Source organism: Methylosarcina fibrata AML-C10 (genome assembly GCF_000372865.1).
Taxonomy (GTDB): domain Bacteria; phylum Pseudomonadota; class Gammaproteobacteria; order Methylococcales; family Methylomonadaceae; genus Methylosarcina; species Methylosarcina fibrata.
In genome coordinates this window covers 1,644,627-1,668,451 of the sequence record NZ_KB889965.1, presented here as the reverse complement: position 1 = coordinate 1,668,451, position 23,825 = coordinate 1,644,627, and the positions used below count along the sequence as shown (strand labels likewise).

At 55.5% G+C, this 23,825-nt stretch carries 23 protein-coding genes; 10 read left to right on the top strand and 13 right to left on the bottom strand.

The genetic code is table 11. The features are described 5' to 3' along the window. Window positions 1-143: 143 nt before the first annotated feature. The 5 genes from A3OW_RS0108000 to A3OW_RS27690 all read right to left on the bottom strand — a co-directional run bounded on the left by A3OW_RS0108000 (window position 144) and on the right by A3OW_RS27690 (window position 2,981). A complete protein-coding gene (locus tag A3OW_RS0108000; protein WP_020562909.1) occupies window positions 144-1,205 on the bottom strand; it encodes a peptidylprolyl isomerase in 1,062 nt (353 codons plus the stop codon). A gap of 12 nt (window positions 1,206-1,217) precedes the next feature. Further along, window positions 1,218-1,484, bottom strand: a complete 267-nt coding sequence (locus A3OW_RS0107995) for a BolA family protein (protein ID WP_020562908.1) — start codon at window positions 1,482-1,484, stop codon at window positions 1,218-1,220. Next, window positions 1,481-1,783, bottom strand: a complete 303-nt coding sequence (locus A3OW_RS0107990) for a YciI family protein (RefSeq protein WP_020562907.1) — start codon at window positions 1,781-1,783, stop codon at window positions 1,481-1,483. The genes A3OW_RS0107995 and A3OW_RS0107990 overlap by 4 nt, the downstream gene beginning before the upstream one ends. A 117-nt stretch (window positions 1,784-1,900) precedes the next feature. Beyond that, complete coding sequence (locus A3OW_RS0107985; protein WP_020562906.1) at window positions 1,901-2,437, bottom strand: septation protein A; 537 nt, start codon at window positions 2,435-2,437, stop codon at window positions 1,901-1,903. A 331-nt stretch (window positions 2,438-2,768) separates the two neighbouring features. After that, window positions 2,769-2,981 carry a hypothetical protein gene (locus tag A3OW_RS27690; protein WP_157385831.1) on the bottom strand — a complete coding sequence of 71 codons (213 nt, stop codon included), beginning with the start codon at window positions 2,979-2,981 and terminating at the stop codon, window positions 2,769-2,771. Window positions 2,982-3,094: 113 nt separating this feature from the next. On the opposite strand from A3OW_RS27690, the gene A3OW_RS0107975 reads away from it, so the two are divergent. After that, window positions 3,095-3,397 carry a DUF1244 domain-containing protein gene (locus A3OW_RS0107975; protein ID WP_020562905.1) on the top strand — a complete coding sequence of 101 codons (303 nt, stop codon included), beginning with the start codon at window positions 3,095-3,097 and terminating at the stop codon, window positions 3,395-3,397. 362 nt (window positions 3,398-3,759) lie between these two features. On the opposite strand, the gene A3OW_RS0107970 is transcribed toward A3OW_RS0107975, so the two are convergent. The 6 genes from A3OW_RS0107970 to A3OW_RS0107940 all read right to left on the bottom strand — a co-directional run bounded on the left by A3OW_RS0107970 (window position 3,760) and on the right by A3OW_RS0107940 (window position 10,895). Next, on the bottom strand, window positions 3,760-4,314 hold the full coding sequence (locus tag A3OW_RS0107970) for an ABC-type transport auxiliary lipoprotein family protein (RefSeq protein ID WP_020562904.1): 555 nt from the start codon (window positions 4,312-4,314) through the stop codon (window positions 3,760-3,762). After that, the gene (locus tag A3OW_RS0107965; RefSeq protein ID WP_020562903.1) at window positions 4,311-5,225 is read right to left on the bottom strand and encodes an MlaD family protein; all 915 of its coding nucleotides are present in this window, start codon (window positions 5,223-5,225) and stop codon (window positions 4,311-4,313) included. The genes A3OW_RS0107970 and A3OW_RS0107965 overlap by 4 nt, the downstream gene beginning before the upstream one ends. Continuing rightward, window positions 5,212-6,000: an ABC transporter ATP-binding protein gene (locus tag A3OW_RS0107960; protein WP_020562902.1), complete on the bottom strand. Its 789-nt coding sequence runs from the start codon at window positions 5,998-6,000 to the stop codon at window positions 5,212-5,214. Before A3OW_RS0107960 ends, A3OW_RS0107965 begins: the two co-directional genes overlap by 14 nt. Further along, a complete protein-coding gene (locus A3OW_RS0107955; RefSeq protein ID WP_020562901.1) occupies window positions 5,997-7,136 on the bottom strand; it encodes an MlaE family ABC transporter permease in 1,140 nt (379 codons plus the stop codon). The genes A3OW_RS0107960 and A3OW_RS0107955 overlap by 4 nt, the downstream gene beginning before the upstream one ends. 113 nt (window positions 7,137-7,249) lie before the next feature. Then, window positions 7,250-8,902, bottom strand: coding sequence for a thiosulfohydrolase SoxB (gene soxB / locus A3OW_RS0107950; protein WP_020562900.1), 1,653 nt, complete (start codon window positions 8,900-8,902; stop codon window positions 7,250-7,252). 571 nt (window positions 8,903-9,473) lie between these two features. Further along, window positions 9,474-10,895, bottom strand: a complete 1,422-nt coding sequence (locus A3OW_RS0107940) for a TolC family protein (protein ID WP_083918164.1) — start codon at window positions 10,893-10,895, stop codon at window positions 9,474-9,476. A gap of 374 nt (window positions 10,896-11,269) precedes the next feature. Here A3OW_RS0107940 and A3OW_RS0107930 point away from each other — a divergent pair, with 374 nt between their 5' ends. The 9 genes from A3OW_RS0107930 to ftsB all read left to right on the top strand — a co-directional run bounded on the left by A3OW_RS0107930 (window position 11,270) and on the right by ftsB (window position 22,171). Next, on the top strand, window positions 11,270-11,539 hold the full coding sequence (locus tag A3OW_RS0107930; RefSeq protein ID WP_033411634.1) for a YtcA family lipoprotein: 270 nt from the start codon (window positions 11,270-11,272) through the stop codon (window positions 11,537-11,539). Window positions 11,540-11,556: 17 nt separating this feature from the next. Next, window positions 11,557-12,720 carry an HlyD family efflux transporter periplasmic adaptor subunit gene (locus A3OW_RS0107925; protein ID WP_020562896.1) on the top strand — a complete coding sequence of 388 codons (1,164 nt, stop codon included), beginning with the start codon at window positions 11,557-11,559 and terminating at the stop codon, window positions 12,718-12,720. Beyond that, window positions 12,717-14,951 carry an FUSC family protein gene (locus A3OW_RS0107920; RefSeq protein ID WP_020562895.1) on the top strand — a complete coding sequence of 745 codons (2,235 nt, stop codon included), beginning with the start codon at window positions 12,717-12,719 and terminating at the stop codon, window positions 14,949-14,951. Before A3OW_RS0107925 ends, A3OW_RS0107920 begins: the two co-directional genes overlap by 4 nt. Window positions 14,952-15,229: 278 nt before the next feature. Further along, entirely contained in the window at window positions 15,230-16,198 is a 969-nt protein-coding gene (accA, locus tag A3OW_RS0107915) for an acetyl-CoA carboxylase carboxyl transferase subunit alpha (protein WP_020562894.1), read from the top strand. Between the two features lie 90 nt (window positions 16,199-16,288). Next, window positions 16,289-17,617: a tRNA lysidine(34) synthetase TilS gene (tilS, locus tag A3OW_RS0107910; RefSeq protein WP_020562893.1), complete on the top strand. Its 1,329-nt coding sequence runs from the start codon at window positions 16,289-16,291 to the stop codon at window positions 17,615-17,617. Between the two features lie 308 nt (window positions 17,618-17,925). After that, window positions 17,926-19,605, top strand: coding sequence for a CTP synthase (locus A3OW_RS0107900; RefSeq protein ID WP_020562891.1), 1,680 nt, complete (start codon window positions 17,926-17,928; stop codon window positions 19,603-19,605). A gap of 124 nt (window positions 19,606-19,729) precedes the next feature. Beyond that, window positions 19,730-20,563, top strand: a complete 834-nt coding sequence (gene kdsA, locus A3OW_RS0107895; RefSeq protein WP_020562890.1) for a 3-deoxy-8-phosphooctulonate synthase — start codon at window positions 19,730-19,732, stop codon at window positions 20,561-20,563. A 10-nt stretch (window positions 20,564-20,573) separates the two neighbouring features. Beyond that, complete coding sequence (eno, locus tag A3OW_RS0107890) at window positions 20,574-21,854, top strand: phosphopyruvate hydratase (RefSeq protein ID WP_020562889.1); 1,281 nt, start codon at window positions 20,574-20,576, stop codon at window positions 21,852-21,854. Window positions 21,855-21,901: 47 nt separating this feature from the next. Beyond that, the gene (ftsB, locus tag A3OW_RS0107885; RefSeq protein ID WP_020562888.1) at window positions 21,902-22,171 is read left to right on the top strand and encodes a cell division protein FtsB; all 270 of its coding nucleotides are present in this window, start codon (window positions 21,902-21,904) and stop codon (window positions 22,169-22,171) included. 52 nt (window positions 22,172-22,223) lie between these two features. Here the strand turns inward: ftsB and mtoX are convergent, their stop codons facing one another. Both mtoX and A3OW_RS0107875 read right to left on the bottom strand, forming a co-directional pair. Continuing rightward, a complete protein-coding gene (mtoX, locus tag A3OW_RS0107880) occupies window positions 22,224-23,621 on the bottom strand; it encodes a methanethiol oxidase (RefSeq protein ID WP_020562887.1) in 1,398 nt (465 codons plus the stop codon). After that, on the bottom strand, window positions 23,621-23,818 hold the full coding sequence (locus A3OW_RS0107875) for a (4Fe-4S)-binding protein (RefSeq protein ID WP_020562886.1): 198 nt from the start codon (window positions 23,816-23,818) through the stop codon (window positions 23,621-23,623). The genes mtoX and A3OW_RS0107875 overlap by 1 nt, the downstream gene beginning before the upstream one ends. Window positions 23,819-23,825 lie beyond the last annotated feature (7 nt).

Here is a 23,825-nt window from a genome sequence, read left to right as displayed (position 1 = left end):
GATTTTGAATGAGGAGCGAGGTCGACCAGGCGACGCGTTTCCGTGCCCGGTTTGCAGGACAACCGTCTACAAAGACAGGGTAGGTTGAGGTTGGCGCAGGGGGAATGTTGGGTTGCAAAAAGCATGCAACCCAACCGGCACTGCTATTTTTTAGCTTTGGTTTTTTCGACTTCCGGTTCGGCTTTTTCCGATTTTTTCTCTTCGGGTTTGGCTTCTTCGGCCGGAGTTGCTGCTTCCGGAGCGGCTTTATTTTCCGGGTCCGCCGCTTTTTCAGGCTCCTGAGCCGGTTCGCCGGCGGCTTCCGGTTGGGCCGGCTCTACCGCAGGCGCTGCGGTTTCTTTAGGCTTTTCTTCGGTCAGAGGCACCAGCACTTCGACTTTGGCCTGTTTGCGCAGGTCCTCAATCATTTTTTGAACTTTTTGCCGTTGCAGATAAGGCATCAGTTGGTCTTTGACCGATTCCAGCGGAGGCGGCACTTGCGCGCGGGAGTCTTCCCTCAGAATGACGTGCCAGCCGAATTGAGTCTGTACGGGCGTTTTCGTATATTTGCCGTTTTCAAGCTTGCTGACCGCATCCGAAAAAGGCGGAACCATCTGACTTGCGACAAACCAGCCCAAGTCGCCGCCGTTTTGCGATTCTTTCGCATCCAGAGAGTACTTATTGGCTAAAGTGGCAAAATCGGCCCCTTTGTCGAGGTCTGCAATCAGTTTTTTGGCTTCTTTTTCGGTCTTGACCAGAATGTGTCGGGCTTTATATTCGGTGCCGGTTTCCGCAGCCACTTTGCTGTCGTACTCCGCCTTTATTTCGGCGTCGGTGACGGGATTGGCCTTCAGGAAATTTTGCAGATCGGCCTGGGTCAATAAGGCTTTTTTGGTTTTTTCAAGCTGTTGCAGATATTCGGGGGATTTGTCCAACTGCTTTTTCAGCGCATCCTGCACCAGCAATTCACGTTGGATCAACTCTTCGAGCAGCTTTTCTTTCGGAAAGGTCTGGCCGTGGCTGCGTTCGGAAATTTCTTTTTCCAGGTCGGCGAGCGCGGCTTTACTGATGTATTGTCCGTTGACTTCGGCGGCCGCATCTTCTTTTTTGATGATCGGAGTCGTCGGTGCGGTGCTGACGGAGCTTTCGGTTTCGGGGGCGTTCTGCTGGCAACCGGCAAGCCAGACGGAGCCTGCAACAAGGAACGGGATAACGGTTTTTTTCATGGATGGATTCCTTTAGTTTTTTTCTGACGGTGAAAGGGCGTTAATGCCTAAGGCATGGATTTGTTGTTTCATTAAGTCTCCTAATGCTTGGTAAATTAATTGGTGTCTTTGCACCATCGATTTTCCTTCGAATGCTTCCGATACGATCGTTACGTGATAGTGCCCGCCGCCTTGTTGCGCTCCGGCATGGCCGGCATGCGCCGCGCTGTGGTCGATGATTTCCAGTACTTCCGGCTTTAACGCATCGGTTAATAATTGTTTGATGAGTTGGGATGTCATTGGGGAAAGACCTGTTTGAATGGTTTGACGGTGACTTTGGCATAGACGCCCGCTTCGACGTAGGGGTCGAGATCGGCCCATTGTTGCGCCGCCTCCAGGCTGTCGAATTCGGCCACGACAAGGCTGCCGCTGAATCCGGCCTCTCCCGGATTCTCGCAGTCGATCGCCGGATGAGGGCCGGCCAGGACCAGTCTTCCGGCCTCCTGGAGCATCTGGAGCCGGGCCAGGTGTTTCGGCCGGACGGACAACCGTTTCGGCAGACTTTCTTTTACGTCTTCGCTGATAATGGCATATAACACGGGCAGGGACCTTGCAGTTAACTGTTGGGTTATAAAAAAGGCTTATTCAGCCATGCTTACGAATTGCTTTGTGCTTCGAGCGCCCTCCTGTTTTCTCCACAGAAGAGCGCAGCGCCGCTATTCCTTGGTTTCCGGGATGTGTTTGTAGATCAGCGCCATCTGCACCAGAATGAACATGATCATCAAGCCCGGCACGCCGAAGGTTTTGAAGGTAACCCAGTCGTCGGTGGTATAGTTGTACATGACGTAGACGTTGATGAAGCCGACGCCGATAAAAAAAATCGCCCACATCAGATTCAGGCGTTTCCAAATGACGGCGGGCAGCGTTAAACTGCCCGACAACATTCTTTCAACGACGGGTTTTTTTCCGATGAACTGGCTGCCCAGGAAAACAAGGCCAAACAACCATTCGACAATGGACAGCTTCCATTTGATGAATTGTTCATCATGCAAATAAATGGTGGCGCTGCCCATGACGATCACCAACGCCAGCGTAATCCACTGCATGACCCCAATCGTCTTGTGTCGGAACCAGCTATAGACGACCTGGACTAAAGTCGCTGCAATCACCACGCCGGTGGCAACATAAATGTCATAGAATTTGTAAGTAAGAAAAAATAATAGAATGGGAAAAAATTCAAAAAACTGATTCATGAGTTTGGAAGTGGTGGTCAGGCCATAAAATTCGTTGCCGCAGCAAATAGCGGAGAAACCTTCAGAAAAAACGAAATGGCGATGAAATTCGTTGCGTTTGCGTGCTTTTTAGTCGGCATTGAGTGGAGCAGGAACGCCGGGAAAACAGATGGCATACCTTAACCTATATGATCCGCTGCTGGCTAGTCCGCCGGCTGGAATAATTCATCATTCTATTCTCGAATCCTACTGGAAAGTTGTGAATGGCATAATGGAAGCTGTCGGCGATGAGCCGGCACAGAATGAACTTCGACAATCTCCTTATCATCGGAGGCTTGTGCACGTCGTACGATCAAGCGGAAATCGCGTTCGTCAGATTAAAAGCTGGCAATGATTGTTTGGGAGAAAACGCACGTTCTGAAGCAGTATCCCGAACCGCGCCGGATTTCCTTTGATCCGATTCCGTTTCAGTTTTAACAAGGATGGGGTCGAGATTTAAAAAAAGCATCCGGTCGGAAACAAAAATAAATCCATAGCCGCCATTCCACTCGTTTATATTATACAAGCCAGACTCTTAACGGATACGGCGAATGTCGAATTATAAAATGTTAATGCGGAAATGTACATGTTTCGATGTGCGTTTCTGCCTGGAATGAATTGAATTTACGGAGGATAGCGATGAATAAAGACGATCGGATTGAGTTGGAGGCCGCCGTTTTCAGAAGGTTGGTCGAGCATTTACGGCAGCATACCGAGGTTCAGAATATCGATTTGATGATCCTGGCCGATTTTTGCAGGAATTGTCTGGCGAAATGGTATACGGCGGCTGCGGAGGAGCGGGGCATCGTCATGGATTACGAGCAAGCCAGAGAGATCATTTATGGAATGCCTTATCGTGAATGGCGGGATAAGTTTCAGCGGGAAGCCACGGCTGAGCAACTGGCCGCCTATGAGCGAAAGCAGCAGGCAAAATCCGGATAGTCAGGATGTGGCTTCCGGGCCATGATCCTTTCTGTGCCCGGTTCTGAACGAAAACGGCCGAGGATCGGAGTGATGATTCCTGGAGAGGATGAGCGGGATTATTGTTAATAAAAAAGAAATAATTAGTTGATAATTTTGAATCTTGTCAACAATGGGTGGCATATTTATAATTATTTGCTAATGATAGATTCATTATTGAATGGATGCTGTCACGCTCAGCCATCCGATTTATCAGTTTCATACACCTCCTCGTCGTGTGAAAGTACAGAATGGTTCAACATACTGTATCCCCTGCTTCTCCCGGCGCCTTTGGCTCCGGGAGTATTTTTTTGCCCGCAGTTTTTCAATACCGGCCTTTGGGTTCATTCACCGGCTAAACTGTCGAGCCAGGAGCGAATCTGCTCGACCGACTTGACGCTTAATTTTGCCAAGGCATTGACCGCGCCTTTGGCGTCCGGGGTGGGGCAGACCTGCTCGAACCGGAACTCGCGTGAATGGGTCATGACCTGGCGGTCGGGCGTGTAGGCTTCGACGACAAGACGCATCAACACCTTAGCCTTTTGCGGAGCTTCGAATTGCTGTTCAAAATCGAGCAGTCTGACGGTTAAGGGAGAGCGAGTGTCAAGTCCGCCGGATTTCAGTTGTTGTTCCAGAAGTTCCGAAGGCGGTGCCAGCCATCGATCCAGCGTGTAGAATCTGACCTGGGTCGGCTCCGCGTACAGCAAGCGGTAATGAATGCGATTGTCCTGGAGCCATTTCGGAGCTTCGACGGTAACATCGGAACGAAAGGCCGTCCGGTTGCCGAATTGGCTTGGGCCTGTGCCGAAGTCATGCAGGGCGGGCTGAGCAGGCGTCAGAGTGCACCCTGCAAAAACCAGGATGGTGAAAAAAAGCAACAGTCTGAATGAATAACTCATTGGGGTTCCTCATAACCGGGTTCGCCGGGTCCGGGTTCCTGCCGGCGCGGTCCCAGCAACAGGGACTGCGGATTGTTTTCGAGCATGACCGCCACGTGTTTCACTTCTTCGGTGGCCGACTGCAATTCGCTCAATAATTTGTTGACCTTCGGCAAGGTACTGTGCAGCACTAAATCGCCGGTCGTCCTGCCGGTATCGGCCAGTTGATGGGCTTTATCTCCGAGCGTTTGCACTTGATGGCTCAAAGCTTGCAGGTCTCTGGCCAGCCCATTGATATACGACAGGGTCTTTTTGGCGTCGGAAGTTAAAGCGGGAACCTCGGCGAGCGCCTTGTCCACGCCTTTTTGCAATTGTTCAAGCTTGTCGGACAAGTTTTTCAGATTGCTCAGCATGTCGCTGATGTTTTTTTCGTTTTCCTCGTTCATCAAGGAACTGAGCCGGGTCATGATGAAATCGGCTTTTTTGAGCAATTCCTCTCCGGAGCTCATCAATTTGTCGGTCAACGACGGTTTCAACGGAATGCGGTTCATGGGATCGTTGCCGGGCGGCAATACTTCCTGAATGCCGCCCGAGTCTTCCAGTTGGAGCTGAGTCAGACCGGTGACTCCTTTCAGTTGCAGCGTCGCAAAAACGCCTCTGGTTAAAACGATGTTTTTGTCGATCTCGATAGGAACCAGGATAATGCCGAAGTTTTCCGGATCGAACCGGATCTCGAGCACTTTTCCCACGGCAATGCCGCGGTAAAACACCGTCGATTCCGGATTGAGGCCGGTGACCGATTCCGTGGTGGAGACCACGTAGAGATTGCGCTCACGTTCGAAATGGCCGATCCAGTAAATGATCCATACCGTTACGGTTAGGAGAACGATGACAAACACACCGGTGATCAGCGCGTGTTTATTTTTGCCCATCTGATGCCTCGTAAGACCGAAATACCCTTTCGGCGCGGTTATTGTGAAAAAACTGTTCAACAAAAGGATGACGGCAGTTCAAGACGTCGGACAGCGTGCCGAAAGCTACCAGCCGATTATCCGCCAGCACGGCCACCTGCGTGCATAAATCCCTCAGCACGTCCAGGTCGTGGGTGACCATCATCACGGTAAACTTGAGGTCCCGGTGCAGCCCCGACAACAGTTTGACGAAATCCTCGCTGGAAATGGGATCGAGCCCCGAGGTCGGCTCATCGAGCAGCAAGAGTTCGGGTTCCAGAATCATCGTGCGCGCCAGAGCCACCCGTTTGATCATGCCTCCCGACAAATCCGCCGGTTTCAGCCAGGCATCGTGCGGCGACAGGCCGACCTTTTCCAGTTTCATGAAGACCAGCCGCCGGATCAGTTCCTCGTCGTCGACGCCCAGTTCCCGCAGCGGAAAGGCGATGTTGTCCAGCACGTTCAGCACGCTGAACAAGGCGCCTTTTTGAAATAATACGCCGCAATTGCTTCTCAGCCGTTGGCCGTGGTCGGCGGCAACGTTTTTCAAGGATTTTCCCATAACGAAGATTTCTCCTTCGCTGGGAGAAAGCAGCCCAATGATCTCCCGCAACAAGGTCGTCTTGCCGCTGCCGGAGGCGCCGACCAGACCCAGTATTTCGCCTTGTTCGAGAACCAGGTTGATGTCCTTGTGCACCGTTTTATTGCCGAAACGGGTCCAGACGTGCTCGATTCGAATGACTTCCCCGTCCGTCATGGCATACCCACGTCCATGAACAGTATCGCGAACAAAGCATCGACCATGATCACGACGGTAATCGCGGCGACCACTGAATTGGTGGTCTCGTTGCCCAGGCTCTCCGTATTGGGCTGGATGCGGAAACCGAAATGGCAGGCGATCAGCGCAATCATCATGCCGAAAACGGCGCTTTTGCCGAGGCCGATAAAAATGTTGACCAAAGGCACCGTATCCGGCAGTTTTTGAAAAAATTGCTGATAACTGATATCGAGCGTGTTTTGCGCCGAAAACATGCCTCCGAGCAGCGCGGCGCCGTTGGTCCACACCGTCAGCAAAGGCAGGACGAGAATCAACGCCGCGACTTTTGGAAGAATCAGCCGCAAGGAATGGGAAATGCCCATCGCCGACAGTGCATCCAGTTCCTCGGTCACGCGCATGATGCCGATTTGAGCGGTCATCGCCGAACCCGACCGCCCGGCGACCAGGATCGCCGCCAGCAGGGGGCCCAGTTCGCGGATGATGCTCAGTCCCAGAATGTTGATGATGTAGATCTCGGCTCCGAACATGCGCAACTGCAACGCGGACAAATAGCTCAGGACAATGCCGATCAAAAAACCGACCAGCGCGGTGATGCCGAGCGCCCGGACGCCCGATTCGTATATCGTGTTCGACAGTTCCGGCCAGGGAATTTCCCTGGGATGCAGGATTAAATAGAACAGGTCCAGTATCAGTTGGCCCCACATCGCGACCAAGCCGACGAACTGCTCCCAAAAATCCGTGAGCACCCGGTTAAAGGTTCCGGCGACGGCTTTGACGAAAGGAACCACCGGCTGAGAAGGCGGAACCGCCTGGGACTGCCAGCTTTCCAACATGCGCCGGTGCTCGGGTTTTATCCGCAGCCCGGCGGGAAATCGTTCGCCCCAGGCCAGCCAGATGATTAACGCGGAGCCATTATCCAGTAGATTGACGGAAGTCAGATCCCATACCGCGGTTTTATCGGAGGCATGGCGCCGGATCTTTCGGCGCAAACCGGGGGTCATCGAAAGATTCCGCAGATTCCAGTTTCCCGATAACTTGATGCAATGGGTTTCTCCATTCCTTTGGATGATCTCCAGCAAGGGCGGCAAGTCGTCGTAGGCGGTCCGGTCAGTCATCTTGAAAATTCATCGATTGGAAAATCCTTCCATGGGCATGCCGTCCTCCCTGAAGAGCCTGGACATGCCGGTTTTGCGCTATTTTACCCGAGTATCGGGCCGGCCGGCATCATTCAATCGCTTTGGCCGGTTAAATAGTCGGCCAGAACGTCGTAGACGGGCCGGCCTTCGGTGGGGGCGCCTACCGAAGCCCAGCCCGAGACCTGATACCGTTTCCGGGCGCTCAACGGCTCTCCGTCGGCCAGTCTCAGCCGGCTGATGCGCCGTCCGAATGCCTGATCGGGAGCGCAGTGAAAACCGAGCCCGCCCGTCCTGATCATGTCGCCGCCCTGACGGTAGTAAGGGTCTTTGTTGAACAGATTATCGGCGGTATCTTCCAGAATGGATTTGATTTCATCGCCGGACAGGGTTCTTGTGTAAGTTTCGGGGTAAGTGATCGCCGTTTGATTCATCACCTGTTCGTACGTGACGATCTGGCCCGGCAGCAAGGACGGCCCCCAGCGAAACCCGGGCGAAAAACTGATTTCGGCGCCGTTGACGTGGCGCAAGGCGTCCAGAATCAACCGGTCGAAAGTGCCGAGATAAGTATCCCGGCGGTATAAAAGCCTGTCCGCCGAGGCCACAGGTTGCTGCAAGCGGGCGAGAAAAGGCGCCCGGATCTTGTCAATGAGACCGAGCATTTCGGAATCGGGTTCAACCAGATTGGCGAAAACGGGCTGCAGGCGGTAGCGAAGATTCCGCAGCCGTCCGTTGCCGACGTCAAGGTCCAGGATTCCCAGAAATTTGCCGTGGCTGCCCGCGTTGGTGACCCAGGTTCTGCTCCGGCCGTTTGCCACGACCAGCGGGCGGGGCAGGGCATCGTGCGTGTGTCCTCCCAGAATGATGTCGAGGCCGGTGATTCGGGATGCCAGTTTCAGGTCGACGTCGAGGCCGTTATGCGACAACAGCACGATCACGTCGGCCTCGCGGCCGTTCTTTATGCGGTCGACATGGGCTTGCAGATTTTGCTCCTGAATGCCCCAGCGCCAATCCGGAACGAACCGAGCGGGATGGGCAATGGGCGTATAAGGAAACGCCTGCCCGATGACGGCGATGCGGCTGCGGCCGATTTGTTTTATGACGTAAGGCTTGAACACGGCGTCCGGTTCCGCTTCGGAATCGAAGGCGGCCTCTTCGGTCAGCGCGATGTTCTGGGCGATGAACTCGCCCTTGAACCGTTTGAGGTTGTCGAGAACTTCCCGGCTGCCGTAAGTAAATTCCCAGTGGCCGGTCATCGCATCGACGCCCAGCAAATTGCAGGCGTCGATCATGTCCCGGCCCCGGGTCCACAACGCGGTGGCCGATCCTTGCCAACTGTCGCCCCCGTCCAGCAGCAGCGTGTTTTCCGGCCCGCGAGCGTTTCTGATCCGTTTGACCAACGTGGCCAGATGCGCAAACCCGCCCATTTTTCCGAAGACTCGCGCCGCTTCGACAAAGTCGAGATGGGTGAAGGCGTGCGCCTCGCGGCTCGAAGGCTTGATCCCGAAAAAATCCAGAAACGCCTGGCCGGTCAGATACGCCGGTGCATTCCGGTTGCCGGCAAGAGAGGCTTTGACGGACGGCTCCCGGAAATGCACCGGCAGCAGTTGCGCGTGGCAATCGGTGATATGAAGCAGGGTCGCGTTGCCGAAATCGGCGGCCGGAACATCGTCGATCCCCTTGTCCGAACGGCAGGAAATCAGCGCGGGCGCAAGACCCAGATACGATAAAAATCGGCGGCGGTTCATCGGCGTTCGGCTTGTCGTGGCATCGTCAGGGAAAAAGAAAAGGACAAGCTATAGAATAGGGGAAAAACCGGAACCGAAACAATACGGCATAGGGTAACCCGATTCCGCATCCGGTCGATTCCGATAGAAAAGTTTTTCTTTTGAATGCAAGGGAAGGCAAAAGAAACGCCGGCCGAGAGACCGGCCCTTCCTGCGGCATCCGCCGAAATCAAACTCGGCGACGGTCGAGTTGTACAAAACCGATTGCATGATCTCGAGAAATGTCCGGATAAACTCGTACGGACACGAAAACAAGGCAATAAAGGAGCCATAGGCCGGTTTATACGCTTCTTGGGCGATGCCTGCCCAGAAACCTCCTTGATCGGCTATTTCAAGGCGGAAATCGGCGCGGTAATTAATGTGTAAAGGTTCGGATTTGATATGATAGCTTCAAAAAATTGGTTCTGATGCAATTTGCAGTGTCGGTCCGATTCCGACCCTTAGCGGCCTCTCGCTAATATGATTTCGAAGTCGGCTTATCCATCCGAAGCAGACATTCAGACTTTAAACAAATATTACTTTGGGGAACAGTTTAATTCTCCTCTGCCTTTCCCCCCGCTGCATAAACTAACGCAGTGGCAGACTTTAGCAGTTCGGCGCGGCTATCGATTTCGGTATAGCGGGCGAGGGCCAAATCCTTTTGTGCCGACAACAGCTCGATTACAGTAGAAAAGCCATGGTTGTAAGATTCCTGAGTCGCGGCGTAAGACTCCTCAGCAGCGCGCAACAAGGCCTGGGCGAATTCGCGTTTTTCCAACGCGGTTTTGGTATCGGCGTAGGCCTGCCAAATATCGCGCATGATTTCCAGGCGCAACGCTTCCACCTGGGCCTGGCCGGCCTGCTGCCTGGCTTCGGCTTCTCTGACGGCGCTGCTGCGCTCGAAGCCGTCGAACAACTTCCATTCCAGATTTAACATCGCGGTGCCAACCAGGTCGTCGCTTGAATAATTTTGCCGACTCGGCGGATTAGTATGTACATCGCCCCAGTATTGGTTGCCGACATTTCCTTTCAACGACAGCTTGGGCCAAAATTCCGCCCGTGCCTTTTTCACTTCCGCCTCTCGAGCACGTAATTCTGAAAGCTGGGCCATCAGATCGGGGCGCTGCGCCAAGGCTTCGTCAACAATGTGCTCGACCGACGGTTCCAACGCATTCGGCAGCGGCGTTTGACTGAGGTCCACCAATTGCAAAGTATGGGAAGGCGAAACGCCGACACTGGTTGTCAATTCGGCTCGGGCCTGTGTTACTGAACCTCGCGCATCCTGTAAGTCGTAATTGGCTTTCGCCTTTTCCTGTAGCGCCAACAACAACTCGGGGCGGGTAGCAAAACCTTGTGCGAGCTTGGCCCTGATCGCCTCGGCATTGGTCTGGGCCGATTCGAAGGTCTGCTGCGCCGCCGTCACTTTAGCCAAGGCCGCCTGAAAACTGAAAAAACTGGAGGCGACCCGGTAGGCAATTTGCTGATGCTTGCGCGTCAACGCGAATTGCGCCGCACCCAGGCGTTCCAGACTAGCTCCAACCATGGCTTCCCGCCGACCGAAATCGAACAGCGTCCAAGCCAACTCCAGACCGCCGAACGTTCCGTAACCGTGGCTGACCAGTGCGCTTTCCGGAATGGGAATGCTGGTTTTGAAATACTGTCCAAACGCCAGCGCAGTCAACGTCGGATACCAGGCACTACGCTGTTTATCGACCCGCGCGGCGGCGGCCTTGACTTCTTCCCAGCTTTGCCGGGTTTCAGGGTGGCTTTGCAAGGCCAAATCGACCAGAGCCGGCAAATCATAGGTTTGTCGCTGGCCCGGCAGTACCGATTCTGTCTTGAATTTGGATAGCTGCACCGCCGCGCTGCTTGTCCGGTATTCCGACCAGCGCACGGTATGCGCCACTGGCTGAGCGCTAGGCAGGGGCTCGATGATTAACGGTGGTGGCGAACAAGCCGCCGATAAGGAGATCATGGTCAAAGCCGGAATAATCGGCCATAACCGTATAAAGTAAACCGGCGACAGGTTAATCCACCGAGCGTTCGTGAACCGCTCGCCGCGAGGACAGCGGGGAAATAGTGTCATCAATGGTTGCCTATTCCAGAAGAAAATGCTGAGATACAGTAACGGAACTGCCTAACCCAATTGATGCAATAAATTAACAATAATCATCGACCAATATTGCTGCCGTTAAGCGCCGAATCGCATTAGAATAACCCCGATTTGTTTCCGTGTCTTGGGATAGATGCCGCATCTGCACCAATATCCAGGTACTCCGCACGACCGAAAGTTTGTGGCCGATGACTAAAACCATTAGATTTGTCTTTTTCCTGTTTTGGAGGACCACCATGAAGCCGATTGCAATGCTGAGCCAAATGGCAATGGTCTTGATTTCACCCTTGCTACTGACCGCCTGCGATCCGATGGTGAGCCTGGAAGGTTCGTTCTGGCCGGCCTGGATTATTTGCATCCTCGCCGGGCTGGCAACCAGCATGCTGTTGATGTGGCAATTCATCCGCCTGCGCCTGGCGCCGCATCTTGGACCGCCGCTGTTAATCGCACCGAGTCTGTGGGCCTTATGCACTTTTGTCATCTGGCTGTTGTTTTACTCTCATTAATTACTTGCGCCTCTCACATGGAAACGCAGCAAAATCCTGATCTTCAACGTCGTATCCTGATTGGCCGCACACTCGGCATCCTGATCGTGCTGGGCGCGATCGTCACCGGCACGATTGTCTGGCGCATCAATTACCAACACCCGCGTACCAACGATGCCATGGTCAGGGCCAATATCGTCGGCATTACCGCCGAGGTCAGCGGCCGTCTCGTCGAATTGCATGTCGAGGACAACCGGTTCGTGCGCAAGGGCGAACTCTTGTATGTCATAGATCCCCGCCCCTACCAGGCCAGACTGGACCGGGCAAAAGCGGAATTGATGTTGGCGGAAAAAGAGGTCGAGTCTCGGCGTGCCTCCAGCAGTTCAGCCGAAAGCGCCATCGGGCGCCTGCAACACCAGCGCGCCGCAGCCGCAGCAGAGATCAAACGCATCGAAGCCGAAGACGCGTATTTGCACCATCGTTTGCAAGAACTCGAACCCTTGGCCGAAAAGCAATACGTGACCAGCGATCAGCTCAGAGAGGCCCGCTCGCGCCTGGATGCGTCACGGGCTGAATTGGCGAACGCGCAAGCCAAGGAACGCTCGATGGCCAGCGCGATCGAGGAAGCTCAAAGCGAAAGTAGCCGTGCACAATCCCTGATCGCTCAGGTCGGCGAAGTCAACGCCCGCATCGAAGCGGCCAGAGCGCAAGTCACCGCCGCGGAACTGGATTTGGAATATTGCTTTGTACGGGCGCCGTTCGATGCCTATGTCACGAACCTGAATACCCGTGAAGGCGAATACGCCAAGGTCGGCAGCCAATTGTTCGCACTGGTCGACGATCGCCACTGGTACGCCATTGCCTACTTCAAGGAAACTTACCTGCAATCGATACAAGCCGGCCAGGAAGCCGACGTATTCCTGGTGGGTTATCCCGGCAAACGCTTTCGCGGCGTGGTCACCGGCATCGGCTGGGCCAATTCGCCTGACAATATCAAACAACAAGGCGTGCTGCCCGAAGTCGAGCGCACCTTGAAGTGGGTGATTCTGGCATCCCGCTTTCCGGTCCGGATCGAAATTCTCGACCGTGACCCCGAACGCCCGTTGCGTATGGGTATGACCGCCTTCGTGACTGTGCTCGACCAACCGGCAGCGCCAGCCGCACCGTCGAACCAGAGCGGCATCGGCGCCCTCCCGGAATGAGTGAGCTTGGCGAGCGGCATAGCTCGGCGCACGGCCAGAGCCGGTTCTGGTTCGGCACCGGTCTGACGCAATTCCTGGCGACGGAGTTGAGGGACTTCCCCGGCCGGCGAGTCGCCGCCATCCGCCTGTTCGCCGTCACGCTGATCATCGCCCTGGTCAGCCAAACCTTGCACGTGCCGCCGCTCGGCGCGCTGTCGATTTTGGTTTCCCTGAGTTACAACGCCTACGCCAATGCCGGCCAATCCCTGGCTTTCGGTCTGCGCCAGTTGTTTTACCTGTTCATCACCGTGCTGATTTCGGTATTGGCGTTGATGGTGGCCGGCAACGACGCATGGCTGATGTTGAGCCTGTCCTTCGTCATCATGGCTTTAGCTTTGTTCCACGCCCGGCTGATTGCCTGGCCTACCGGCATTGCGCTCTGGTATGCGATTGCAGTGTTGTATAGCCCCAGCACACCGGATGAAAACATTTACCATGCCTTGTGGAATATCCCGATCATTGGCGGGCTGGGTTTAGGTACCTGGACGCTAGTGCATCTGAGCATCAGGCCACAGGACCCGCGCCAGTTACTGGCTGCCGGCATGGCGGAGCAGCTGGCGGCGGTGGAAGCCATTTTCAGCGGCCGTTTGGCCGACAGCGGTGTCGCAGGACAGCAAAAAGCAACCCACGGGGCGGCGGGGGCAGGCCAGTTCGGTAAACTGCAAGCCTTGCTGGGCCATGCCGAGCTGGTGCATCCGTCCATGCGCCGGCACCACGATACTTACCTGGCCTTGTTGCAGGAAATCGACGGCCTGTGCCAACTGGCCGTCTGGCTGGATCAAAGCCTGGCGGCAGACTATCGTACGCAACCGATGAATCCGGAAAAACTGCGCGTCTATCAGGCTCTGCAAAAGGCCTGCTCGTTACTGCGGCAAGGCGTGAAAGAAAACCTCGACGTTGCCGAGTCCATCGAGATTTTATTGAACAACGAAATACTACATGATTATTCGCGGTTAAGCCATCCTTCCATACTGACCGCTTTCTGGCGAGCCCTACAAGTCATTGCCACCTTGAACAGCCAATTGCACCATCTCGTCGTGAGCGGTGATAAACCTGCCGAACAAGACGACAGCGCTGATGGCATGGCAAGTTGGCGGCCGGCCTGGCTGGACTACGAATTTTGGGCCTCGCATGCCGACAGCCTGCAATTCGGCATCAAATTTTCCTTGGGCGCGATCTTGTGCATGCTGATCGTGCAAGGCCTGAACTGGCCGGATATCAACACCGCGATCCCAACCTGTCTGGTGGCGGCGCAAACCAGCCTCGGCGCAGACTATCGCCTGTCGCTGTTGCGTATATCCGGCGCCGCCATCGGCGGCCTGTGCGCCTACCTTTATGTACTGGTGTTGCAACCGCAATTCGACACCATCATCGGCTTCGCGCTGGCCACTGCGCCGTTCTGGGCCTTGTCGGCCTGGATTACCGCCGGCAGCGATCGCATCGCCTATCTGGGCCGGCAACTCGGTTTCTCCTTCGCCCTCTTCGTGTTGCACGATTTCGGCGCGGTCACGGATTTATACCTGCCCCGCGATCGGATCATCGGCATTTTGCTTGGCTTGATCGTCATGGGTGTGCTCGACTATGCCTTGTGGCCCCGGCGTTCCTCTGTGCTGGCGCGCCACCATTGCATCGCGGCATTACGCACCTTGGCAAAACTCACGGTGCGTCTGCCCGATCCTGGCCATCTGTTGACCTATACCCTGCCTTTACGCCTGGCGGCGGAAAAAGATTTGGCGGCCGCGCATGACCTTCTGGCCCATGCCGTATTGGAACCGGACGCTCGCTTGCCGGCCAAGGCTCACGAAAGAACGGCACTGCGAGAAATTATCCGCGATGCCGATAAACTATCGGCTCTGTTGCAGGTCAGGAAACGCTACCGCCTGCTGAGTGGACAGCAATTTAGCCATTTTCCCGCTGCGCTGCAACAGCATAGCCGCGCCTTCGACGCAGCGCTGTCGCTGGCGCTGGAACAGTCTGCGGAAATTTTGCTAGGCGAACGCCGGGAAAGCGCAGAGCAAGTCTCGGAATTCCAGGCCCAACTCAAGCAAAGCTATATCGAGCACCATCAGATTGCTGGCCTGCCCGCCGATTGGGCGTTGGAATGGGAATTGCGATTTATGCTGGACGAGCAAATCACAACCTTGATCGAAAATATACAAAAAACCGCACTCAATTCGTGGCCAAAGCCCTAGTGATCTACTCGCCTGTCCAGTTGTCGGCGCCGTTTATACCAACATTAAATGTCGGCTTTCAATATCTATTCGGATATTGAGCAAAAAACCTATGAAAGGCTGAATTTGGCCGGTCTGAGACCGTCAATGCCCGTTCAATCCAAACGGATACTTAACATTGTCCGGTCAAAACCAGATTCTTACAAATATGGCGGCTATCTTGTTGAATCGGGTATAATTACCGGAATATTTCCCGTTTTTACCCCATTACAATTATTATCACCGTAGACCCGATCTCCATGGATTTAAAATTTCTCGATTTCGAACAACCGATCGCCGAACTGGAAGCGAAGATTAAAGAACTGCGCAACGTCGAGTTCGACAACGGCATCAATATTTCCGATGCCATCCGGCAATTGGAGGAAAGGAGCCAGTCCTTGACCGAGTCGATTTTTTCGAATCTTACCGACTGGCAGATTTCCCAGTTGTCGCGGCATCCCGGCCGCCCTTATACGCTGGATTACATCGAGCATATGTTCACCGATTTTCATGAACTGCACGGCGACCGCGCTTATGCCGACGATCCGGCCATTGTGTGCGGTCTGGCGCGCCTTGACGATCATCCGGTGATGGTGGTCGGTCATCAGAAGGGGCGCGATACCAAGGAAAAAATCTATCGGAATTTCGGCATGCCCCGTCCGGAAGGTTACCGCAAGGCCTTGCGGGTGATGAAAATGGCGGAACGGTTCAAATTGCCGCTGATTTGCCTGATCGACACTCCGGGCGCCTATCCCGGCATCGGCGCGGAAGAACGCGGCCAGAGCGAGGCGATCGCCCGCAATCTGTTCGAAATGGCCAAACTGAGAACGCCCATCATCTGCACGATTACCGGCGAGGGCGGTTCGGGCGGCGCCCTGGCGATCGGCGTCGGCGACCGGCTGATCATGCTGGAATACAGCACCTATTCGGTGATTTCTCCGGAAGGGTGTGCTTCCATCTTATGGAAAAGCGCGGACAAGTCGCAACTGGCGGCCGAGGCCATGGGCATCACTTCCGACCGCATCCGAGAACAGGGTTTTCTGGACGAGGTCGTTCGCGAGCCCGTGGGCGGCGGGCACCGGAATTTTCATGCGACCTCGGCCAATCTGAAGGAAGCGTTGATCCGCCATCTGGCGGAACTGAAACTGGAAGACATGGATGCCTTGCTGGAAAAACGCTACCAGAGGATCATGAACTTCGGCGTGTATACCGAAGAGCCGGTGAAATAATCCACCAGTGGCAGGCGAGCCGACCAATGCATAAACGATCGTTTTGCCCCCGGCTTGTCTTCGACGTCTAATCCATCCGATTTCAGGGCAGTGTCACTCTCGGCCGGTTTTCTGGAATCCGCTCTGGCCCGGTTCGAGCCGCTGCGGCGCATCTATGTCGCCTACAGCGGCGGCATCGATTCGCACGTTCTGCTTCATTTGGCCGCTTCTTCCCCGCGTCTTCACGACAGGATTACCGCCGTGTACGTGCATCACGGTCTCCAGCCCGATGCGGATGCATGGGCGGCGCATACCGCCAAAACGGCGGAGGAGCTGGCGGTCGGATTTATTTTGCTGCGCGTCGATGCGGTTGCGGGCAATAGGGAAAGTCCCGAAGAAGCCGCCCGGAACGCCCGCTACGCCGCTTTAAAGGATCTGGTCGACGTCGACGATGCTCTGCTGTCCGCCCAGCATCTGGAGGATCAACTGGAAACCGTGCTGCTGCAATTGATGCGGGGCAGCGGTTTGCGGGGGCTTTCGGGGATGCCCGAAAGCATGGCTTTCGGCCGCGGCCGTTTGCTGAGGCCGCTGCTGCAGACGCCGAAACGGGCCATTTTCGATTACGCGGATCGCCACCGCCTGCACTGGGTGGAGGATCCGACCAATCAGCGCAGCGACTACGACCGTAACTTCCTGCGCAACGAAGTCCTGCCTTTGTTGAAACAGCGCTGGCCGGGCTGCGCCGTGACCGTGGCCAGGGCCGCACGCCATTGCGCCGAGGCCGAAACGCTGGTGACGGAACTGGCCGGCGAAATTTTCGAGCAAATCTTCGATCCCGCCGACAACACCCTGAGCATCAGCCGTTTGCGGATGTTCGACGGCGCCCGGCAGCAGTTGGCCGTTCGGCGCTGGTTTCAGGTCAACGGCTTGAGAATGCCGTCCCGGGACTTCGTTTTACGCCTGCTGAATCAAGTCGCTGCGGCCAGGGACTGCGGCCATCCGGCATTGCTCAGCCAGGGGTGCTGGATTCGGCGCTATCGGGACAAGCTCTATTGTCTGGCCGAATCCGAACCGGAAATACCGAAGGTTACCGTTTGGCCGCCGGGCCGGATCCGCCTGCCGATCGGCGAGCGCCGAGTCCTGCATTGGCGGCAGGCATCGGCCGGAATTGCTCTGGAAACCTGGCTTGGGTCCGAAATTGTCGTCAAGCCCCGCAGCGGCGGAGAAAAAATCCGCCTGCCCGGACGCGCCGGCCGTCATTCCCTGAAGAATCTTTATCAGGAAGCGGGGATTCCGCCGTGGGAACGGGAGAAAATGCCTCTGGTTTATTTGAATGGCCGACTGGCCGCGATCGGGGACCGGTGGGTCAGCGCCGAGTTTTACGCTACGAAAAAGGACGGCTGTGTGGAATTGTCGATGGAAGACCCGACTTTGCGTTAGCTGGAAAATTTCCGGCAATGCGGGAGGATCGGTTTTCGATAGCCCGGAAGCTCTTGTTTTAATTCGGTAGTTTTTTCTGTGGCGAAAACCGATAATTCGCTTGAATTCAGTCTCATTGAATGCATAAAAATAATGGAACGCATTGAACCGGGCGTTCTATAAGACGTCGATAAAAAAAGAAACACAGCCGGCCCGGATGCTAATTTATAACAGAAAAGACCATGACGAAACGGACTTTGTCGATTAAAATATGAAAGTTTTACTGATTAAATGCAATCAGATCCTTCCTGAAGCTTGATCCAATCGACATGACAAAATACATTTTCATTACCGGCGGTGTGGTTTCCTCCCTCGGCAAAGGCATTGCCGCTTCGTCGCTGGCCGCCATTCTGGAGGCGCGCGGTCTCAGAGTGACCCTGACCAAGCTGGATCCTTACATCAACGTCGATCCCGGCACGATGAGTCCTTTTCAGCATGGCGAAGTCTTCGTCACCGAAGATGGCGCCGAAACCGATCTGGATTTGGGTCATTACGAACGGTTTTTGAAAACCACGATGACCAAAAAGAATAATTTCACCACCGGCCAGGTTTATGACAGCGTTCTGCGCCGGGAGCGCAAGGGCGAATATCTGGGCGCGACGGTCCAGGTGATACCCCACATCACCGATGAAATTAAAAACCGCATTTATCAAAGCGCCGGCGACTGCATGAATGCGGAAGGCAGAGCAACGCAGGGAGCCGTTGCCGAAGGCAAGGACGTCGCGATCATCGAAGTCGGCGGCACGGTCGGCGACATCGAATCCCTGCCGTTTCTGGAAGCGATCCGGCAAATGCGGGTCGATCTCGGTGCGGAAAGATCGCTCTTCATCCACCTGACTCTGGTGCCGTACATCCGCTCGGCGGGCGAGTTAAAGACAAAGCCGACCCAGCATTCGGTCAAGGAGCTGCGCACCATCGGCATTCAGCCGGACATTCTGATCTGCCGCTCGGAACGGCTGATTCCGGTCGCGGAACGCCGTAAAATCGCCTTGTTTACCAACGTCGAGGAAAAAGCGGTCATTTCGGCGTACGACGCCGATTCGATCTACAGCATTCCTCTGTTGCTGCACAAGCAGGGCCTGGACGACATCGTGGTCAACAAACTGCGCCTGAATGCCCGGCCGGCCGATCTGACGGAATGGGAAAGCGTCGCTGAGGCGCTGGCTCATCCCGCCGATGAAGTCGACATTGCGATCGTCGGCAAATACGTCGATCATTCCGATGCCTACAAATCACTGAACGAAGCGTTGATCCATGCCGGCATCCGCACCCGCACGCGCGTCAACATCCATTATATCGATTCCGAACTGATCGAAGACGAGGGCGTGGCGCGGCTGAAAGAAGTCGATGCCATTCTGGTGCCGGGCGGATTCGGAGAGCGCGGCGTGGAAGGCAAAATCGCCACGGTCCGCTACGCTCGCGAAAACAGGATTCCTTATCTCGGCATCTGCCTCGGCATGCAGGTCGCGGTCATCGAATTCGCCCGCGACGTTGCCAAACTCGAAGGCGCGCACAGCACCGAATTCCTGCCGAGTTCGCCGCATCCGGTGATCGGTCTGATCACCGAATGGATGGACGAAGCCGGACGGATCGAAATCCGCGACGAAAACTCCGATCTGGGTGGATCGATGCGCCTGGGCGCGCAGCAATGCCGCCTGCAGCCCGATTCGCTGGCGTTCAAGCTGTACCAGAAGGACGTGATTACCGAGCGACATCGCCATCGCTACGAGTTCAACAATCAGTATCTGCAAAAAATGGAACAGGCCGGCATGCGTTTTTCCGGCAAGTCGATCGACGGCCGTCTGGTCGAAGTGGTGGAAATTTTGAACCATCCCTGGTTTTTGGCGTGCCAGTTCCATCCCGAATTCACTTCGACACCGCGCAAAGGGCATCCGTTGTTTTCGGGTTTTGTCAAGGCGGCGGTCGAGCATAAAAAAGCGGTGGCTTGACAAATGTAGGGTATGCACCGCGTACCTTATTCAAGGCAATGTTAGCGGATAATCGCGATAATGGTACGCGGTGCGTACCCTACGGATTCCGGAACGAAAAGAACTAATACAATAGAGAAAATTCATGCAATTATGTGGTTTTGAAGTCGGTCTCGACCGGCCGTTGTTTTTGATCGCCGGTCCCTGTGTGATCGAAAGCGAGCAACTGGCGCTCGACACGGCCGGCTACCTGAAGGAAGTGACCCGGGAACTCAATATCCCGTTCATTTACAAGTCGTCGTTCGACAAGGCCAACCGGTCCTCTCACGAAAGCTTCCGCGGACTCGGCATCGAACGCGGGCTCGAAATTCTGGCAAAGGTCAAAAAAGAAATCGGCGTGCCGGTATTGACCGACGTGCACGAGGACACGCCGCTCCAGGAAGTTGCGAAAGTTGTCGACGTGATGCAGACCCCGGCGTTTTTATGCCGGCAGACCAATTTCATTCAGAGCGTCGCGGCCTGCGGCATTCCGGTCAACATCAAAAAAGGCCAGTTCCTGGCTCCCTGGGACATGGCCAATGTCGCGAAAAAAGCGAAAGCCGCCGGCAACGGCCAAATCATGGTCTGCGAGCGCGGCGTCTCGTTCGGCTACAACAATCTGGTGTCCGACATGCGTTCCCTGGCGGTGATGCGCGACACCGGCTGTCCGGTCGTGTTCGATGCGACCCATTCGGTGCAGTTGCCGGGCGGGCAGGGCAATTGTTCGGGCGGCCAGCGCGAATTCGTGCCGGTACTGGCGCGCGCGGCGGTCGCGACCGGCATTTCCGGCTTGTTCATGGAAACGCATCCGAATCCGGCCGAAGCGAAAAGCGACGGCCCGAATTCGTGGCCGATGCATCGAATGAAAGAATTACTCGAAGTTTTATTAACCATCGATCAGGCGGTCAAATCACGGCCTCTGATAGAAACGACAATCTAAGGAAACATTAATGGCTGCAATAGTAGATATACGTGCAAGAGAAATTCTGGATTCGCGCGGCAATCCGACCGTCGAAGCCGAGGTGGTGCTGGCGTCCGGCGTGGTCGGCAGCGCGATGGTGCCGTCCGGTGCCTCGACCGGGGAGCGTGAAGCGATCGAGCTGCGCGACGGCGACAAGTCCCGCTACCTCGGCAAAGGCGTTCTGAACGCGGTCAACAACGTCAAGACCGAAATTCGTTCCGCGATCGTCGGCATGGACGCGGCCGATCAGGAAGGCATCGACAACAAGATGATCGCACTGGACGGCACCGAATCGAAGTCGCGTCTCGGCGCGAACGCGATGCTGGCGGTGTCGATGGCGGCGGCGCATGCGGCGGCGAAAGAAAGCAAGCAGCCTTTGTACCGCTATCTGAACAAATCCGGCGAATTCGTCATGCCGGTGCCGATGATGAACATCATTAACGGCGGTTCGCACGCGGACAACAGCGTCGACTTGCAGGAATTCATGATTTTGCCCGTTGGAGCTCCAACTTTCCGCGAAGCGATCCGTTACGGCGCCGAAGTGTTCCACAACCTGGCCAAAGTGTTGAAATCGAAAGGCCTGGCTACGACCGTCGGCGACGAAGGCGGCTTCGCGCCGAATCTGTCGTCGAACGAAGAAGCGATCGGCGTGATTCTGCAGGCGATCGAACAGGCCGGCTACAAGCCCGGCGTCGACATTTTCCTGGGCCTCGACGCGGCCGCTTCCGAATATTACAGCGACGGCGTTTACGATCTGGCTTCCGAAAACAAGCAGTACAGCTCGGCGCAAATGGCCGATTTCTTCGTCGATTGGGTCAACAAATACCCGATCATCAGCATCGAAGACGGTTTCGACGAGAACGACTGGGACGGCTGGAAAGTGATGACCGAAAAACTCGGCGGGCGCATCCAGTTGGTCGGCGACGATCTGTTCGTCACCAACCCGAAGATCCTGAAGCGAGGCATCGAGCAGAACATTGCGAATTCGATCCTGATCAAGGTGAACCAGATCGGCACGCTGACCGAAACGCTGGCGGCGATCGACATGGCGAAAAAAGCGGGTTATTCCGCGGTCGTGTCGCACCGTTCCGGCGAAACCGAAGACACCACGATCGCTGACTTGGTCGTTGCGACCGGCACCGGCCAGATCAAGACCGGATCCTTGAGCCGTTCCGATCGCGTCGCCAAGTACAACCGCCTGATGAAGATCGAGGAAGAGTTGGCCGGCGCGGCCCGGTACGCAGGCCGCAGCGCGTTCAAGTCGCTTTAAACCGCTCACTCAAGGCGGAGCCGAAAGGTTCCGCCTTCACCGGATTTATGAAATATCTTGCTGCGATCATCGTTTTATTAATTGTTCATCTCCAGTACCGTATCTGGCTGGGGGACGGCAGCATTGCCGAAATTCGCGCTTACCAGCAGCGGCTCGACGATCTGAAAAAACTGGCCGAAGAAAAAAGACAGCGTAATCAGGCGCTTTACGCCGAGGTGCTGGATTTGAGAAAAGGGCAGGAAGCGATCGAGGAAAGAGCCAGAAGCGAATTGGGCATGATCAAGCCGGACGAAACGTTTTTTCAGGTTCTGGAATAAGCGGCAAAGCCGGCCGGGTTTCCTTCCGTGCGCCGGCTCTGGTCGGTCGGGGTTATTTTTCCTTGTCGAGTTCTGCCAACAGTGTTTCCGAAACCGGCTTGTTCGCGCTGTAAAGCGAGTAGGCATTTAACACCATCTGATGGGCGCGGCCCAGATTTTCCTTGGTAAAGTCGACCGCGAATTTTTCCTTCAATTCCTTCCCGTCCCAGACATAGCCTTTCAGATACTGTTCGTTGTCCGCGCCTTTTTTATCCCAGTTGGCCAGCAGCGATGACGTGTAATAGAGCCGTTTGCCGTCCCAGCTCGAGGACACCATGTTCACCTGAGCGCCGATTTTTTGCTCATAGACCTGTTTCGGTTTGAACGGATCCGAAATATCGAACGCCCGAGTCTTGCCGTCCATGAAGGTGTTGACCCAGAGCATTTTGTCGTCGCTCGAAATCGAAATGTCGACCGGCAGCGGCACTTTGGACGGATCGCCGACGTCCGCGACTTCCTTCGCCTGCCACGAGCCTTCCGCGTCTTCGTAGATCAGCCAGATTTTCGAAGTCAGCGCCGTGCTGGTGAAACAGTAGTTGTGGTTCTCGCCCCAGGCGCAGCGGATTTCCAAAGGCGCTCCCGGCACGTCGAAGACTTTTTTCGGCTGCTTGCTGTGCAGGTTCCATTGCACGACGGTATTGCCGAAACGTTTCATCGCTTCCGGATCGTTCAGCATCTTGCCGAAATCCATCATGTAATTGGACCAGCCGGTAAACGACGAAGTCAGCATCAGGTTGCGCCGGGGCAGCACCCGCAAATCGTAGCCGTAGCCGTCCGCGTATTTGCCGGTTTTGACGGCGCCGCCGAGATCGCTGTCGGTCGGAGTCCAGTGCGTGGTAATGTATTCGCCGTCGTTGGTGTATTCGACCAGGCCGGTGCGGCCGCCGTGATCCTTGTTGTTGGACAGACCGGTGATGATCATCCGGCCCGGCAGCGCATAGGTCGTGTGGGGGCCGACGACGCCGCCGCTTTTGGCCACGAAATCGGTAATGGTTTTAACCAGCTTCGGCTTGGCGGGATCGGTGTGCACGTCGAAAATGAACAGCTTGTTGGTATCCAGTCCGCCCGCCCATAAATACTGGCGATCGTCGGTAAAACCCGAGTGATGGGCTTCGTTGCGCCCGCCGACGGACACGGTATGGACGACCTTGCCGTAATTTTGCGATTTGGGATTGACGTCGACGGTGACCAGCTTGTCCTGCTCGTCGCCGACGCCTTCGGCGCCCAGCGTCCAGACGTGAATGAAATCTTCCTGCCCGACAATTTTGGCCATGTAAGGCGATTGGCAAGTCTCATCGGCCTGGGCAAGGGGAATGCCGGCGCTCGGCAGCAGCAGGACGGAGGCGGTGAGCGCGGAAGCCTGCATCAAGGTCCGGACCGGCCGGCGATAAGGTAAAAATGGATGTTTCATCAGGATCTCTCTCTATTATTTTCGGACATTTTCAGGGCGCCGGAAGGGCACTCGGCGACTACGCGTCGCAAATCTTCCACGGAAGCGTTGTCGGGCTCGATGACGAAACGGCCGTCCTTTATCTTGAATACTTCCGGCAACGAGCTGACGCAGACGCCGGCATGGCAGCATTGGGTTTCGTCCCAGGTGACTTGCATGACGATT